Origin of the sequence: Mycobacterium hackensackense (genome assembly GCF_025822555.1) — a bacterium.
Classification (GTDB): Bacteria; Actinomycetota; Actinomycetes; order Mycobacteriales; family Mycobacteriaceae; genus Mycobacterium; species Mycobacterium fluoranthenivorans.
In genome coordinates, this window is the sequence record NZ_JACKUC010000034.1 from 79,255 (window position 1) to 95,238 (window position 15,984).

General features: G+C 68.6%; 16 protein-coding genes. 7 read left to right on the plus strand and 9 right to left on the minus strand.

Features of this window, described 5'->3' with window-relative positions:
• Window positions 1–50: 50 nt before the first annotated feature.
• On the plus strand, window positions 51–344 hold the full coding sequence (locus tag H7J86_RS26545; protein WP_090363939.1) for a hypothetical protein: 294 nt from the start codon (window positions 51–53) through the stop codon (window positions 342–344).
• A gap of 84 nt (window positions 345–428) precedes the next feature.
• Here H7J86_RS26545 and H7J86_RS26550 read toward each other — a convergent pair whose 3' ends face one another.
• Together H7J86_RS26550 and H7J86_RS26555 are read right to left on the minus strand one after the other, a co-directional pair.
• Window positions 429–764, minus strand: coding sequence for an RNA polymerase-binding protein RbpA (locus H7J86_RS26550; RefSeq protein WP_090363941.1), 336 nt, complete (start codon window positions 762–764; stop codon window positions 429–431).
• A 95-nt stretch (window positions 765–859) separates the two neighbouring features.
• Window positions 860–5,089, minus strand: coding sequence for a cadherin-like domain-containing protein (locus H7J86_RS26555; protein ID WP_267294652.1), 4,230 nt, complete (start codon window positions 5,087–5,089; stop codon window positions 860–862).
• A gap of 258 nt (window positions 5,090–5,347) precedes the next feature.
• Between H7J86_RS26555 and H7J86_RS26560 the strand changes: the two genes are divergently transcribed.
• Window positions 5,348–6,487, plus strand: a complete 1,140-nt coding sequence (locus tag H7J86_RS26560; RefSeq protein WP_267294654.1) for an acyltransferase family protein — start codon at window positions 5,348–5,350, stop codon at window positions 6,485–6,487.
• On the opposite strand, the gene H7J86_RS26565 is transcribed toward H7J86_RS26560, so the two are convergent.
• Window positions 6,480–7,361 (minus strand): LLM class flavin-dependent oxidoreductase, encoded by an 882-nt coding sequence (locus H7J86_RS26565; RefSeq protein WP_267294905.1) that lies wholly within the window; start codon window positions 7,359–7,361, stop codon window positions 6,480–6,482. The genes H7J86_RS26560 and H7J86_RS26565 overlap by 8 nt on opposite strands.
• 54 nt (window positions 7,362–7,415) lie before the next feature.
• Here H7J86_RS26565 and H7J86_RS26570 point away from each other — a divergent pair, with 54 nt between their 5' ends.
• From H7J86_RS26570 to H7J86_RS26585, 4 genes are all read left to right on the plus strand, one after another.
• Window positions 7,416–7,829 carry a VOC family protein gene (locus H7J86_RS26570; RefSeq protein WP_187096516.1) on the plus strand — a complete coding sequence of 138 codons (414 nt, stop codon included), beginning with the start codon at window positions 7,416–7,418 and terminating at the stop codon, window positions 7,827–7,829.
• 74 nt (window positions 7,830–7,903) lie between these two features.
• Window positions 7,904–9,220 (plus strand): sensor histidine kinase, encoded by a 1,317-nt coding sequence (locus tag H7J86_RS26575; protein WP_267294656.1) that lies wholly within the window; start codon window positions 7,904–7,906, stop codon window positions 9,218–9,220.
• Window positions 9,208–9,852, plus strand: coding sequence for a response regulator transcription factor (locus H7J86_RS26580; RefSeq protein ID WP_090363948.1), 645 nt, complete (start codon window positions 9,208–9,210; stop codon window positions 9,850–9,852). Before H7J86_RS26575 ends, H7J86_RS26580 begins: the two co-directional genes overlap by 13 nt.
• Window positions 9,853–9,865: 13 nt before the next feature.
• A complete protein-coding gene (locus H7J86_RS26585) occupies window positions 9,866–10,750 on the plus strand; it encodes a DUF4097 family beta strand repeat-containing protein (protein WP_267294658.1) in 885 nt (294 codons plus the stop codon).
• On the opposite strand, the gene H7J86_RS26590 is transcribed toward H7J86_RS26585, so the two are convergent.
• The 3 genes from H7J86_RS26590 to H7J86_RS26600 form a co-directional block, all read right to left on the minus strand.
• Window positions 10,731–11,747: a nitronate monooxygenase gene (locus H7J86_RS26590; protein ID WP_267294660.1), complete on the minus strand. Its 1,017-nt coding sequence runs from the start codon at window positions 11,745–11,747 to the stop codon at window positions 10,731–10,733. The genes H7J86_RS26585 and H7J86_RS26590 overlap by 20 nt on opposite strands.
• An 80-nt stretch (window positions 11,748–11,827) precedes the next feature.
• Window positions 11,828–12,478, minus strand: a complete 651-nt coding sequence (locus H7J86_RS26595) for a maleylpyruvate isomerase family mycothiol-dependent enzyme (RefSeq protein ID WP_090363952.1) — start codon at window positions 12,476–12,478, stop codon at window positions 11,828–11,830.
• On the minus strand, window positions 12,465–13,364 hold the full coding sequence (locus H7J86_RS26600; protein ID WP_372517334.1) for an alpha/beta hydrolase: 900 nt from the start codon (window positions 13,362–13,364) through the stop codon (window positions 12,465–12,467). The genes H7J86_RS26595 and H7J86_RS26600 overlap by 14 nt, the downstream gene beginning before the upstream one ends.
• Window positions 13,365–13,443: 79 nt before the next feature.
• Between H7J86_RS26600 and H7J86_RS26605 the strand changes: the two genes are divergently transcribed.
• Complete coding sequence (locus H7J86_RS26605) at window positions 13,444–14,067, plus strand: TetR/AcrR family transcriptional regulator (RefSeq protein ID WP_267294664.1); 624 nt, start codon at window positions 13,444–13,446, stop codon at window positions 14,065–14,067.
• On the opposite strand, the gene H7J86_RS26610 is transcribed toward H7J86_RS26605, so the two are convergent.
• From H7J86_RS26610 to H7J86_RS26620, 3 genes are all read right to left on the minus strand, one after another.
• Window positions 14,058–14,528, minus strand: a complete 471-nt coding sequence (locus H7J86_RS26610; RefSeq protein ID WP_090363957.1) for an Rrf2 family transcriptional regulator — start codon at window positions 14,526–14,528, stop codon at window positions 14,058–14,060. The genes H7J86_RS26605 and H7J86_RS26610 overlap by 10 nt on opposite strands.
• A gap of 26 nt (window positions 14,529–14,554) precedes the next feature.
• The gene (locus tag H7J86_RS26615) at window positions 14,555–15,244 is read right to left on the minus strand and encodes a pyridoxamine 5'-phosphate oxidase family protein (RefSeq protein WP_090363959.1); all 690 of its coding nucleotides are present in this window, start codon (window positions 15,242–15,244) and stop codon (window positions 14,555–14,557) included.
• Between the two features lie 92 nt (window positions 15,245–15,336).
• Complete coding sequence (locus H7J86_RS26620; protein WP_090363960.1) at window positions 15,337–15,930, minus strand: isochorismatase family protein; 594 nt, start codon at window positions 15,928–15,930, stop codon at window positions 15,337–15,339.
• Window positions 15,931–15,984 lie beyond the last annotated feature (54 nt).

Genomic DNA, 15,984 nt, shown 5'->3' on the forward strand with positions numbered 1-15,984 from the left:
CAGGTCCCGTACCTTTCTCGGTGGACGCGGGCCCCGGCTAGGATCTGCTGATGTTTCGCATCGACGGGATCAACGGCGAGAGCATCGTGGTCGACGGCGTGTGGGTGGAGAAGCTGAGAACCAACAACTCGATAGGGCGCAACCCCGCCGACAAATACTCGGGCACCGACGTCAAGGAGATCAGCCGGCGCAAGAAGCTGTTCGGCGGCGAACGCGAGCACCTGCTTCAACTCACCATCGGAGTCGGCACCTTCTACTCGCTGATGGTGCCCGCCGAGAAACGCGCCGAAGTCGACGCGCTCCTGGCCGAACTCGATGCCGCTCGGGTCCGCGCCACGTCTTAGCGCAGGGCGATCATCGATGACTGTTCGGCACCAAAAGCAGTACGTCGAACCGCCGTGGCGCGGACAACGTTGCGGGTCGCCGAGCTAGCCGCGGCGACGGGTCTTGATGACTTCCAGACGTTCTTTGAGCAGGTCTTCGAGTTCTTCCACCGAGCGGCGCTCCAGCAGCATGTCCCAGTGGGTGCGCACGGCCTTCACCGGCTTCTGCTCGGCGGCCTCACCGTTGATGAGGATGCCCTCCTGCCCGTTGCGGCATGCCCAGGTACCCGGAAGGTCGGCGTCGTCGGCGAACGGCACATCGAATTCTTCGCCGTTGTCGGTGCGGTAACGCGCCACCTGGCGCGGTGCCAGGTTGTGGTCACGGTCGGTCTCGTAGCTGACTCCGCCGAGGCGGCTGCCCTTCATCACGCGATTCGACATAGCCAACAATCCTCATTTCACGTAACGGGGCTTCCCCGCAAGACTACGCCCTGATACGGCGCTCCCGTTCCCGCGACGACCTCAGCAGCGATGCGCTACAGGACGCTCGCCGCGGCGGCGGCCTCGATCGCCTGGTTCTCCGCGATCACCTGCTCGACGGTGGCGACCGCCGGTTTGGGCGTCCAGTCCTGCCGGAACAAGCCGAACGAGGCCTGGGTCGGGTCGGGGTCGGGGTAGTCCGCGAAGGTGTGCAGGAACGCCGGCCCGGCGAACTCCAGGGTGCGCCAGGTGCGCAGGAAGTCACCGATGTAGGCGGCCTGCGCGGTCTCGGAGACATCCGAGGTCGGCTCGCCGTACTCGGTGGCCCAGATCTTCTTGTTCCCGTCACCGTTGGCCACCATGACCGCGTACATCTGCTCGGCCTGAGTGATCGGCGTGCCGGCATGGCCCTCCCCCACCGAGAACAACAGCGCGTACTGATAGGGGTGGAACGACACCGCGTCGAAGTATCCGCCCGCACCGGCCGCGTACATCTGGGCCAGGAACGTCACCGGGTTGATCGCCACTCCCGGGTCCTCCGGCCCGGCGCCGACCGACGCCGCGATCACGACGGCATCCGGGTCGGCACCCTTGATGGCGGTGTAGGCCACCTTCAACAGCGCGGTGTACTGCGCGGCGTCGGGAGCCGGCGCCCAGAAGATGCCGGCATTGGGCTCATTCCAGACCTCGTAGTCGGAGACCCGGCCCTGAAAGTGGGTCGCCACCTCGGTGACGAACTCCGCGAATGCGTCCAGGTCTGCCGGGCGGCCTTGGTACTGCGCTTGACCGGGAACCGCAGCCCAGTCCGGAGTCGTACCCAGCACACCGAGCACCGTGATGCCGTTGCTCTGGGCGCTGTCGACGACGCGGTCCACGGCGGTCCAGTCATACGTACCGTCGGCGGGCTCGATTCCCGCCCAGGGCAACATGATCCGAATGGTGGTGATACCGGCATCCTTGAGCAACCCCATGGCCTTGTCGGTGTCGGTCTGCGAATAGAAGTACATCTGCTGGGCATTGACGGCGATCTCGGTGGGCCGCTGATCAACGGCGGTGGCCGACGGCGGCGCAATCGTGACCCCGACCGTGGCCGTGGTGGTCGCGCCGAACGCATCGGTGACCGTGACGGTGAACGTGTCCGTATCGTCCCCGGGGGTCACCAGGGCGCGATACCGGGCGTCGACATCCGGGGTGTAGGTGAACTTTCCGTCGGACGTCACCGTGGCCGCACCGAATGCCGGACCGCTGCCCAGGCTGTAGGTCAGCGTGTCGCCGTCCGGATCGCCGGCGGTGACCGTGCCGGTCACGGTGCCGATGGCGCTCGACGTGTCGTCCACGGTCGCTTGGCCGTTGGTCGGCGCGTTGTTCGTGGTCGGGTTCGGGGCGATGGACACCTTCACGGATGTCGTTGTGGTGCCTCCGAATCCGTCACCGATGGTGAAGGTGACGGTCTCGGTCTTGGTCGCCGCACTGGCTCCGGCTTTCGAGGCCGCCAACCGGGCAGCGGCCGTCGGCGTGTAGGTGAACGATCCGTCGGCGTTGACGACGACGGCGCCCTTGGTGGTCTTGCCCGCGGTGTAGGTGAGCGTGTCGCCGTCGGAGTCGGTCGCGGTGACCGATCCGGTGACGAGGCCCGAACGAGGGTTCGTCTCCGCGATGACGGCTTTGGCCCCACCGGGTTTGACGTTGGCCGCGCCGATCTTGACGTTCACCGTGACCGGCACGACACCGCCGTGGCCGTCGTCCACGGTGACCGTGAAGGTGTCCATCTTCTGGTCGTGGGTGGCGCCGGGCGCCAGCGCCGCGGTACGGGCCGTCGCCGTGGGTGTGTAGGTGAACGCCCCGGCCGTCGTGACGCCGACGGTGCCCTTCGCCGGCTGCCCGCTCACCGTGTAGGTGAGCTTGTCCTTGTTGCCGTCGGCGGTCGCGATCGTGCCCTTGACCACACCGGTCGATGCGTTCGGGTTGCCGATGGTCGTGGTGACGGTCGGGATCTTGTTCTCGGGGGCGATGGCCAGCGCGACGATGGTGGTCATCGTGCCGTACCGACCGTCGGAGACCGTCACGGTGAACGAATCCTTGGTCACCGAATCGGGCGCACCGGGCACGGCTGCCGCGTGCCGGGCGGCGGCGGTGGGCGTGTAGGTGTAGGTCCCGTCGGCGTTGAGCACCAAGGTGCCCTTGGTGGGCTTGGCGGTCACCGCGTAGGTCAGTGGATCACCGTCGAAGTCGACGACACCGACGCGTCCGGCGAGCGCGCCGGTGGCCGGATTCGACACGGCCGCAACCGGATCGTTGAGGAAGGGCGCCTTGTTCTGCGGAACCAGGGACACCACGCGGACGGTGCCGTTGAGGGGATCGGTCACCCACATCTGCGTCCCGTCCGGGGTGAGCACCGTGCCGGATTGCGTCGATGTCGCGGCGACGCCGCTGTCGGCGACGCCGACGACCGCGCCGTCGCTGGTGCGCAGCGCCGCCACCAGGCCGGTCGAGGTGGTGACCATCAAGGCGCTGCGGTCTTTGGTGAGCGCGATACCGGACAGTGGCTGGCCGAGATCCAGTGTGCCCGTGGTGTGTGCGCCGAGATCGACGACGGTGAGGCCACCGCTCGCATCGGCGACGTAGACCAACTTGTAGACCGAGTCGACGGCCAGCCCGACGGGGGTGCCGCCGATATCGGCGATCGACGTGGCCGCCGAACCGGTGGACGAGAACGACGAGATGGTGCCGCCGCCAGTCGCTTTCGCGCTCACGACGAAGATCGTCTTACCGTCGGCACTCACCGCGAGTTCACCGGGTGTCAGGCCCCCGGCGAGGGCGACGGTACCGGCGGTCTTGTTGGTGGACGTGCTGATCTTGGTCACCGTGCCGGTGGCGCCGTTGGCCACGTACACCGTGCTGCTGCCGGGGTTGATGGTGAGGGCAGTGGGATTGGTGACCGCGACGGTGGCCTTCACCGTATTGGTCTTGGTGTCGATGACGGTGACGGTGTTACCGGTCGAACTGGACACGTACAACCGGGTGCCGTCGGCCTTGACGGCAAGACCGTCGGGACCGGTTCCCGCCGCGAACGTGGTGATGACGGTGTTCGTGGTCGTGTCGAAGACGGTGATCTTCCCGGTGCTGCGATCGGCGACATAGGCCCGGGTGCCCGAGGTGACGACCGCACTGGGGTCGGTGATGTTCGTGACGGTGGCCGCCGTGTAGAACGGCGACGGACTCACCGGGATGTTCACCGGCACCGCCACGGTGTTGACGCCGTCGGTCACGGTGAGCGTCATCCCCACGATGTCGTCGGCGGGTGTGGCGGAAGCGTTGAACCGCTGGGCCGTGGTGGGGGTGTAGGTGAGCGTGGCCGTCTTGGCGTTGTAGGTCAACGTGCCCGTGGCCGGCGCGTTCCCGAGTCCGACGGTGACCGCCTTCCCCTCGGGGTCGCTCGTGGTCAGTTTCCCGAGGACGGTGCCGGTGGTCGCGTCGGGCCGGCCCCAGGTGACCGACGCGGTCGGCGGCTGGTTGGCCGCGGCGACGGTTTGGGTGGCCGCCATCGCCCGTGCGGCGACTTCGGTGGTCGTGTCCTCGGTCGTCCCTACTTCACGTCGTGCCGCACCGAGCATCACCCACCCCAGCGGTGAGTCCGCCAGCGCGCCACGCAGCGCGCCCAGGAACGACGAGGCCACCTGATGAGCGATACCGCTGACCAACGTGCCGAAGGTCTGTATCGGGTTCGGTACGACCGGTCGCGTCACCGCGAGTGCCGCCGGGGCCTCGGTGACCGCCTGTTGCGCCACGGCGGCGGCGACTCTGGCGGTCGACGGCGGCTCATTCTCCGCGGCGGAGCCACCGGTAGCCGCCTGCGCGACGGACCGGCTTGTCACCTTGGCGGATTCGGCGACAGAGGGGCGCGGCGTGGGTGTCTGCTTCTTCTTGGCCTTGGGCTTCGGAGTGGGCTTGGGAGTGGGCACCGAATCGTCGGCACGGGCGTGGGCACCGCCCGAACCGGATACGACCGCACCGGGGGCCACCTCTTCGGTGACCGAACCGGTGGGTTCACCTGTCGTCGTCGGTGCGGTGGTGACGGCTCCACCTGCCGGCGTGCTGCCACCCGAACCCGAGGACCCGGTGGATCCGGATCCGGTGGTCGCCCCGGTATCCGCCGGAGCGGAGACGGTCGAGTCGTCGGGAGTAGCGGAGGCGATGCCCACCGGCACCCCGATCGCCGATCCGATGCCCAACGCCACGGCCAATGCGCCGACCCTGCCGACGTGTTTGCCATAGCGCAGTTGCATCATCTCTCCCACTGCTCGGTGGCCGTACTGTTGAGCGCGAGCGTTGGCTTGACTCTGCGAAACGACAGCAAGTGTCGCGAGTGTAACTCCGGCTTTCCACCCTCGAGTTCGCTTTGCGCATTTGCTGTAAACGGTTTACCCGGCGAGTTTCACCAGCCGGTTCGACCGGATGGGCCGCGCCCCGCAAGCCCGGGAAGCGAGGTTGCCGGCGCATCTGGTCCCGGGCGCTCAGACAGATGACTCACTACCCTTGACGAGATGTCTGCCGGGCCGTCCACACCGCTGCGCGGGCCGGACACCCTGCCGGCCCTCGAACCCGTACCTCGGCAGGCCTCGCTCACGGGCTTGCGAGCGCTTGCCGCCCTGATGGTGGTCGCCACGCACGCCGCGTTCGCCACAGGCGCCCTGAACCTCGGTTACCTCGGCTCGCTGCTGGGCCATCTGGACATCGGGGTGCCGATCTTCTTCGCGTTGTCGGGCTTGCTGTTGTTCCGGCCGTACGTCCGATCGGCGGCCGCCGGTGCCCCGGCGCCCCGGCCGGGTCGCTACGCCCGGGCCCGGATCCGGCGCATCATGCCGGGCTATGTGACCGCCGTGCTGTTCACCTATGTGGTCTTCCTCTACTTCACCCCGGAACCGAATCCCGGCCAGACGTGGCTGGGCTTGCTGCGCCACCTGACGCTGACCCAGATCTACACCGACAACTTCCTGGTGACCTATCTGCATCCGGGCCTGTCGCAGATGTGGAGCCTGGCCGTGGAAGCCTCCTTCTACGCCGTCCTACCACTGCTGGCCCACCTGCTCATGGGACGGCGGTGGCGGCCCGGTCCGGTGCTGGCCGGCCTCGGCGCGCTCGCCGCGATCGCACCCCTGTGGCTGCTCCTGGCATCGCACACCGACTGGCTGCCCAACTCCGCAGGCATGTGGCTGCCCGCCCATCTCGCCGCGTTCGCGGCCGGAATGGCACTTGCGGTGCTGCAGGAGAACGGGATCCGGGTACGCGCGGTGGCCACCCTCCCGGCTGCGGCAGTGGCCTATCTGGTCGCCGCCACGCCGGCCGGTGCGCATCCGGTGTCCAGGGCGCTGTTGTACGCGGCGGTCGCGATGCTGGTCACGGCTCCACTTGCGCTCGGCGATACCGGACGGTGGACACGGCTGCTCGGCAGCCGGCCGATGGTGTGGATCGGCAACATCTCCTACGAGCTGTTCCTGCTGCACGTGGTGATGATGGCGATCACGATGCACCTGGTGCTGGGCTGGCAACTCTTCACCGGCTCGACACCGGTGCTCGTCATCGCGACACTGGCCACCACCGTGCCGCTGGCGTGGCTGCTGCGCGAAGTCACCGGGACCCGAAAGCCGTTGGACGCCAACATCGGCCGGCACGGATCTAGCTGAACTCCCGCACCGCCTCGGCGACGCGGCGCAGCTGTCCGATATCCGAGGACGTCGGGATGAGATGCACTTCGTCGGTGCCGATCTCGGCGAACCGGTGCAGCACCTCGACCAATTCGTCCTCGGTCCCGGCCCACCCGGTCGTCGGCGCCATGGCGTCGACGTACTCGGCCGGGATCCAGTTCATGTACCGCCGCAGGTGGTGGTGTACCTGGGCGCGGGCGGTGTCCTGGTCGCCGAGTGCGAACCAGAACGAGGTGGCCAGGTGCGGCGCCGGCCGTCCGGCCTGCGCCCACGCAGCCCGGGCGACATCGAAGAGCTCGTTCTGTTTGTCCACGTCGAGATCCATGGTGATACCGGCCAATCCGGCCGCCCACGGCGCGGCGCTGCGCACCGTCTTGGGGCCGATCGTGCCGACCAGAAGCTCCGGGCCACCGGGTTGCACCGGCGCGGGCCCCACCGGCAGCACCGAATCGGTCACCTTCTCGCCGTTCCACACCCGCTTCATCACCGCGACCCGGTCGGCCATCTGCCGCATGGTCTGGGTCGCCGGGTCCGCACCGGCGGCGACATAGTCCTCGTTTCGCCCACCGACCCCCAGACCGACGGTGAGCCGGCCACCACTGAGCAGGTCGCCGGTCGCGAGTCCTTTGGCCAGCAGCACGGGGTCGTGCAGCTGGGGTACCACCACCGTGGTCACCAGGCGTACCCGCTCGGTCCAGGCCGACAACGCCCCGAGCAGGGTCAGTGAGTCCGGGTTGTCGAACGCGATGCGCTCACCCCAGCACAGCGACGAGAACGGTCCTTCGTCGATGACCTTCGCCCACTCTTTGAGCACCGCCGCGTTCAGATCCGGTTCCATCACCGGCATCGTCATTCCCACATGCACGTCGGGGATTCTGGCACGGGCGCGGACTGCCAGTATGTGGTCATGGCGATCTCCACGACATCCATCGCACATGTGCGGCTCACGGTCACCGATATCGAACGCTCGCGGCAGTTCTACGAGGGTGTCTTCGGTTGGCCCGTGCTGGTGGAATTGCCGCCAGGGGCCGATACCGCGACACGAGAGGCGCTGGCGTTTCTCTACGGCGGGGTCATCTACGACCTGGGTGGCGCCCTGATCGGGTTGCGGCCCGTCGGCGACGGCGACTTCCACGAGGACCGCACCGGCCTGGATCATCTGGCGTTCCGGCTGGCCGACCGGGCCGCCCTGGACGCGGCGGGCGCACACCTGGACGCACTCGGTATCGAGCACGGGCCGGTCAAGGACATCGGGCCGGCCTACATCCTGGAGTTCCGCGATCCCGACAACATCGCGCTGGAACTCACCGCGCCCAAGTAACCGGGGGTTATCCCCCGCCCGGTTCGGCGGAAAACGTGGTGTCGCCGGACGTCGACTGTCCATAGGTTGGACCCATGGTCGCAATCTGGTCCGGCACTGCAAACGACACCGTCGACACCGTCGATGACACCACGGCGGTCCACCGGTGGCGTGATCTCGGGGTGATCCCCACCGCGTCGATGATCACCGGCGCCGCGCTCGCCACCGTGTGGTTGTGGATTCCGTTGTCCATCTTGGTGATCGGCATCTCCTCCATCCCGTCGGTGATCGGATTCGCACTGTCCGCAGTGGTGTTCGTCTACCTGATGCGGGGCGTGGAGTGGGTCGAACGGGTGCGCAGCGAGGCGGTGTTCGGCCTGCACATCCCCGTGCCGCCCCGCGCCATGTCGCCCTACACCGGATTCCAGCGCTGGGCACACCAGCTGTGGCTCGACATCAGCGGCAGCCGGTTCTGGAAAGCGGTGGGCCAGCACTACCTGCGGATGACATACGACCTGCTGGTCTGTGGACTCGCCCTGGCGCTGCTGGCCTTCGCCTTCCTGGCCCCGGCGTTCGCCTCGGCGATCCGGCGCAGCGACGCCGACTCCGGACTGTCCTTCCTCTCGCCACCGCTGGCCTGGCTGCTGGCCGTGGTCGCACTGCTCGCCGCGATCGCGCTCCTGGTGTTCGCCCCCGCAGTCGACGCGAAGATCGATCGCTGGCTGCTGGCCGCCTCCCCCACAGCAGCGCTGCAGTCCCAGGTCAGCGCGCTGGCCGACGCGCGGCAAGGTGCGGTGTCCTCGGCGCAGACCGAGCGCCACCGCATCGAACGGGACCTGCACGACAGTGTCCAGCCGCGACTGGTCTCGTTGGCGATGACCATCGGGCTGGCGCAGACCAAACTGGACACAGACCCGGCCTCGGCCAAAGCCCTCATCGGCGAGGCACACGCCGATGCGATGAGCGCGCTGGCCGAGCTGCGCAATGTGGTGCGCGGAATCGCCCCGACCATCCTCAGCGACCGCGGGCTCGATGCCGCGCTCTCGGCGGTGGTGCAGCGCACCCAGATCTCGGGCGTGCCGACCACTCTCGATGTCCATTTGCCCGTCAGGCTGCCCGACGAGGTCGAATCGGTCGCCTATTTCGTGGTGGCGGAAGCACTGACCAATGTGGCCAAACACGCCGGCGCCGGTCAGGCGGTGGTGACGGTGCGCCTGGACGAGGCGGCGCGGGTGCTGCACGTATCGGTGTTCGACGACGGGTGCGGTGGCGCCGAGATCGGCGCCGACAACGACGCCACCGGCCTGCGCGGCCTCACAGAGCGGGTCCGTGCCGCCGGCGGCACGTTCACGGTGTCCAGTCCGGCCACCGGCCCCACCATCGTGACGGCGGTGCTGCCATGCGGATCGTGATCGCCGAGGATTCGGCCCTGCTGCGCGCCGGTATCGAACGCATCCTCGCCGACGCCGGACACCAGGTCGTCGCCGGTGTGCCAGATGCCACCGGACTGCTGAACATCGTCAACTCCGAACACCCCGATCTGGCCATCGTGGACGTCCGGATGCCGCCGACGTTCACCGATGAGGGCATCCGCGCCGCCGCCCTGCTCCGCTCCCAGAACCCGGAGTCCGCGGTTCTGGTGCTCTCCCACTACGTCGAAGAGCGTTACGCCGCCGACCTGATCGCCTCGGATACCAAGGGATTCGGCTACCTGCTGAAGGATCGGGTGGCCGACGTGCCCGCCTTCCTCGATGCGGTCGAGGTGGTCGGCGGCGGCGGAACCGTCCTCGACCCCGAAGTGGTCTCGCAGATCCTGGTGCGTTCGCGACGCCGTGTCGTGCTCGACGAACTGACACCACGCGAACGGGAGGTGCTGCAGCTCATGGCCGAGGGTAAGTCGAACTCGGCGATCAGTGCCGCACTGCATGTCTCGGTCGGGTCGGCCGAGAAGCACATCGCGTCGATCTTCGCCAAATTGCAACTGACCCCCGATGACAGCGAGAACCGCCGGGTGCTGGCCGTCTTGCGCTACCTCGAATCCTGAAAGGTACTGCCCCATGAGCATTCTCACCCCGCCCCAGGCACCCGCCGGACCACCCCCGGTGTCTGGCGGCGCGCGCAACGTCATCCGAGTCCTGCTGGTCGGCATCGCCGTCGTCGTCATGTCGGGTGCGATCGCCTCCTTCGGGACGCTGGCCTGGGGGCTCAGCGCCTTCCGGGTGGTGACCGACCACCAGACGCTGCCCGCCGCGATCCGGTCGCTCACCCTGGACACCGCTGATTCTCCGGTGGCCGTGCGCATCACCGCCGACCGCAACGCCACCGAACCCCGCATCGATCTGCGCATGGTGGCCTCCAGCCGCAACAGCAATCAGTACCTGCGAGTCACCAATGACGCCAACGGCACTCATGTCACCGTGGACGGAGCCGCCGACGGGATCCTGGACTTCGGCGATCCGGGCGAGGTCACGGTCACCCTGCCGCCCGAGACCGGGCGCCGGCTCGCGCTGACGGTGCGCCAGAACACCGGTGTGTTGCTCGCCCAGGCCGACCTGGATCAGCTGACCGCGAGCACCTCGGACGGCGCGGTCGTGCTGCGCGGCGCGGTCCGTCGCGTCGAGGTGCGCGCGCAGGACGGGGATATCACCGCGCGGGAACCGATTTCGGTCGGTGAGTCCTTCGATGCGGCCACCACCGACGGTGAGATCGCGGTGAAATTCGCGGATGTGGCGCCACGGCGGGTGGACGCGGTGACCCGCGACGGTGACATCTCGCTCTCGCTGCCCACCCCCGGCCCCTACCTGGTACACGCCCAGTCCGGCGGGTCGGCCACCGTGCGGGTACCCGAGACCAGCGATGCCGCACGCGCCGCAGCCCAGATCAACGTCCGCTCCGACGACGGCGACGTGACCGTCGATACGCTCAGATCAGCCCGCCGATGATCTGGGCGGCCGGGCCCGTCGTGATACCCCGGAATCCGGTGCCGGCCCAGATATTGGTGGCCTGCGGGTCCCCGGCCCGCACCGATGCGGCGCGTACCGGGCTGGTCAGGTAGTGCACCTCCGGGTATCCCAGCGGCGCCCTCTCGTCATGCTCGTCGATGAACCTGTTGCGTAAGCCGCGCGCGTATCGTCCCGAGAAGGCCTTTGTGACAACGGTTTCGGTGAATGCGGGGTTCTGCAGCGCGGCACGGTGCACCGGGCTGCTACCGGCCTCGTCGGCGAGCAGGAAGGCGGTGCCCAGCTGGGCCGCGGCGGCACCGGCGTCCAGCACCCGGCCCACATCCTGCGCCGTCACCAGGCCACCGGCGGCCACCACCGGCACCCCCGTCGCCGCGAGTACCTCGGCCAGCAGCTCATCGAGGGGTTGAGCGGCCGGCCGGGCGGCGGGGTCGTAGGTGCCGCGGTGTCCGCCGGCGGCCGGGCCCTGCACCGCCAACGCGTCGACACCCTTGCTCACCGCTTCCTGCGCCTCCGCGAGTGTGGTGACGGTGGCGACGGTCGTGATGCCCGCGGCGCGGAGCCGGGCGGACTCCTCGGCGCTGGGCGAACCGAAGGTGAACGACACCACCTCCGGCCGGATGTCGAGCACGACCTCGAGCTTTGCCGCCCAGTCGTCATCGTTGAACTTCGGCTCGCCCAGGGACACGCCATAGCGCGCCGCCTCACCGGCCAACTCCGCGATATACCGATCGATATCGCCGGGTTGCACGGCGCTGGGCTGGGGCGCAAAGAGATTCACCCCGAGAGGTCGCGTCGTGAGCTTACGGGCGGCAGTCAGCCGTTCGGCGAACGTGTCGGCCGAGAGATAGCCGGCGGCGATGAACCCCAGACCACCGGCCTCCGACCCTGCCGCCGCAAGCGCCGGGGTGGACGGACCACCTGCCATCGGCGCCACCAGAATCGGGACCGCCAGGTCGTTCAGGTTGAACTCACCCATCACACACCGCCTTCGCTTCGTGCGTCATCGCATCCGAAGAACACCACCGGGCGTAGCGATCATCCCATCCTGGGCACGGCTCACGGACGGTGATTGGCCGACTGGCTGACGCGCGCTTCGAGGATCACCACGCCGTCCCCGCTGAGCGCCCCCAGCATCCGCGGGCGGTTGCCCAACACCGAGACCAATTCCGCGGCGCGCCCCGACACCGCGGGCCCGTGACCGTACGTCCAGTCTGCGTCGGTGGCCTCCAGCCGTAGCCCCCGGCTGTGGCGATAGGCGGGAACGAACGGGTTGGGCAGTGTCACTTGAGTGTCGAGCACGGCGGCCAGGATGTCGGCGGGGATCTGCGGTTCACGGCCCAGCGCATAGACGATGTCGAGTTCATGGGTGACGTGGTCACCCAGCAGCAGCCGGCGGGGGAAAGCGCGGCCCGTGCCGGTCGGGACGGCGATCAGTCGGGCCAGGTCGTCGAGCAGTTGCTGCGGCGAGCGGCGGACGCTGAGCCGGACGGCCAGCGCGGTGTTGGCCGGGTCGAAACTACGACGGCGGAGCAGTTCGGCGGCGAACCCGCCGACGGTGCAGCCATATCCGACGACCAGGTGCGCCAGGACATCGCGGTTGGACCATGCGGCGCACAGACTCGGTGCGGCCCAGTCGTCGGCGGACAGCTCTGCCAGGACGGCGAGCAGCCGTTCATCGTTGACCCGCAGCCGTTCACGCGCCGACACGCAGATGCTCCTTCAGGAAGGCCGTTTGGTCGGCCAGCACCCGATCCACCAGCGGCGGGTGGTAGATGGCAAAATGGTCTGAATCATAGTGGCGGGCAATACCATTCGGAGCACGCTGTGCGACGAGTTCACCATAGCGGGGGTCCATCAGATTCTCCCGGTCGCAGACGCAGACCAGTAGTGGCGCGCGCACCCGAGCCGCATGCCGCAGCGCCGAGGTGGTGACGATGGCGACCGCTCCGCCAGCGGCAATGCGGTTGTCGAAGACGGCGTCAGCAGGCACGGTGGAGTTCCACCCCGCTTCAGCGCCGTCGGCCGTCACCATCGCGAATCCGCCGGACGGCCCGACGATCGGGATGTACCGCCGACCGCGGCGGATCAGCGTCCGCAGCGTGTCCTCGACGACGGCCGGCACCAGCCGCAACGGTCCGAGGATGCCCAGGCTGCGTGCCGCACCGGGCCCGTGCACGATCGGGCACTGCACGACGGCGGCCGCGATATCGGCACGCTGCGCGGCCACCCGCACCACATTCATCGCGCCGAGACTGGTGCCCCACAGCCCGAGACGGGTGCTGTCGATCGCGGGGTGGGTGCGCAGACGGGCCAGTGCGGCGTGCACGTCCTCACCCTGAGCGTGCAGGGAAATCCGTTGCCGGGGTTGACCATCGGAGGCACCAGTGTGTCGGTAGTCAAAGGCCAGGGTGGCGATACCGGCCGCCGCGAAATGCTGCTCGTAGACCGCCAGCATCATGTCGTGGGTCGCGCCCAGGCCGTGGGCCAGCACGACGGCCGGATGCGGTCCCGGCCCGTCCGGCAGGGTCAGCCAGGCCGCGCAACGCGTGCCTCCGGACTGAAAGTCGATGCGCTCGGTAGGGATTGTCTGCATGGGGGAACCACCTTCATAAGTACGATGTACGTATGAGCTAGACTGCAATACGTACGTCGTACTTGTCAAGGGGATTCGGATGCGAGCAAGATTCACGGTGCACGAAATCGCCGGTGCCGCACTGCGCATCGTCGACGAACAGGGCTTGGCGGCGCTGAGCATGCGATCGTTGGCGACCGCCCTGGGTACCGGTCCGATGACCGTCTACAACTATGTGGCCGACAAGGCCGGACTGGAAGAACTCGTGGTGGCGGCCGTCGTCGCCGAGATCCCGCTGCCCGCGCAGACCGATGACTGGCGCCACGACGTGCACGCCATCGCGTACGCCATGTGGGAGGGCGTACGCGCGCATCCCGCTGCGGTCCCGCTGGTGCTCACCCGCCGGATGTCCTCGCCGACCGGATTCGCCATCGTCGATGCGCTGGTCGCCGCGCTGGGGCGTGCGGGCCTCACCGACACCGGGCTGCTTGCCGCATTCCACGGGGTGTTCGGTTTCGTCATCGGTGGCGCCCAGAGCACCCTGGCCGGGCCGCTGACCGGGAGCGCGACCGAAGCAGCTGATCGCATCGGTTCGGTGGCCGGCGCAGAGCATCCGCACATCGCCGCGCTGGCGAAGGTGGCGATCACCACCCCCGTCGAGGACGATTTCGCCCGCGGATTGCGCATGCTCATCGACGGGATCGCCTGTCACGTTCAGCCGTGACCGCGTTCGGTCTCCTGCCCGAGGTAGTCGGCGGCCAGGGTCGCCACATGGGCGGGCAGCTCACCGGTGGCCACATCGGCGAGGGTGGTCTGTTCCAGCACCGAGCGCATGCTGGCGCGCAGCGCCCGCCACACATCGGTGAGCGCCGCGGTCGGACCGGAGTACGGCAGGTCGCCCAGGCCGATATCGCGCACGCTGGCCAGCGGCCCGTCGATACAGCGCAGCACATCGGCGATGCTGATCTCGGCGGCGGGGCGGGCCAGCTCGTATCCGCCGTCGCGGCCGCGATGACTGCGCACCAGCCGGTCGGTGCGCAGGTCGGAGAGGATGTCGACGAGGAACTGGGCCGGGATGCCCTGGGCCTTGGCCAGGTCATCGGTCTTGACCAGGCCACCGTCGCCGACGGTGGCCAGCTGCACCATGGCACGCACGGCGTACTCCGCCTTCGCCGACATGCGCATACTGCGGATTCTGCCAGGCGCGCCGATCAGCGCAGCGGCGGCGCGACGTTGCGCACGGTCCCGGTCATGGCGCGCACCGAGTCGGGCACCGGAATCGACGGGTCACAGTCCGGCGCCGCCTCGGGCGTCCCGTAGGACAGCGACAGCGGTACCAGTCCCGCCCAGGCGCCGGCCTCGACATCCGATTCGGGATCCTCCGACCAGCCCGCGCTGACCTTGAGCGACCAGTTGTCGGCACCGATCGGCATCCGCAGCACCATGCTGGCGACCAGCTCCCTACGGGTGCTCGGTCGGAGTTCGGCCACCCGTCCCGGGATGAAGGTGTCCGTCAGGGCGTTCAGGTAGTCGCCTTTCTCCGTCTCGGGGATCGCCTCGAAGGTCCCGAACAGAACGGCACTGCGGTAGCGGAACGAGGATTCGAAACCGCTGCGCGCCACCACCACCCCGTCCAGGGTGGTCACCGACACCGCCGCAGCCGCCCCGTCGGCCAGCGCGCGCAGCCACGGCGACCCCGTGGAACCGTGGATCACCAATTCGTCTGCCAGACGCGCGAATCCGATCGGGAACGCGATGGGATGCCCGTCGCGCACCAGGGCGACCGTGGCCAGTGGTGTGCTGTCGAGCAGTTCGTCCAGTCCGTCTCGCGAGGTGTCCTGTTTCTCGCGGAGCCGGGTGACGCGGGTACTGGGCGGGGACGTCGGCGACTGGGTGTTCACACCCTCAAGCTTCGCCGATGACGCACGCCTGCGCCTGCCATTTTCCTGTCCGCTCCGTCACGACGCGGTCATGGACGTGCCGTGGCCGGTACTCAGTCCGGGATGCCGGCGCCGTCGGCGACCACCACGGCGAACAAGTCGGACAGCGCCGCCAGGCTGGCCGCCTGGAGGGCCGCCGCGGGCACCGGTCCGTCGGGGCCGGGCAGCGAGCGGGTGGCCGTCGCCGCGGCGACCACCGTCGGCGCGAAACCCAGATTGAAGGCCCCACGGGCGGTCGAGTTGACGCACATGTGTGTCATGAACCCGGCCAGGATGAGGTTCGTCGCCCCGACGGTCTTCAGTTCGTTCTCGAGGTCGGTCTGCACGAACGAGTTCGGGAAATTCTTCACGATCACGGGCTCCCCGCCGCGCGGGGCGACCTGGCCGGCGATCGCACCCGACTCCCCCGCGATGTCATACAGCGAGCCGGGGCCGTCATCGTGCTGGATGTGGATGACCGGTATGCCGGCGCTGCGAGCGCGATCCAACAGTGCCGCGGCCTCGTCCAGCGCCGCCTGCACGCCGTCCAACTCCATCACGCCCTGCGTATAGGTGTTCTGGCAGTCGATCAGGACAAGGGTGGACTCGGACAAGGCCGCCGGCCGGGCGGGCAGACTGGCCAGTTCACGCAGGGTCGGTCGGGTCATGCCTGCACAGTAGCCAGGCCTCGATGAATTCCGCGTGACCAGGTGCGCCGCCGG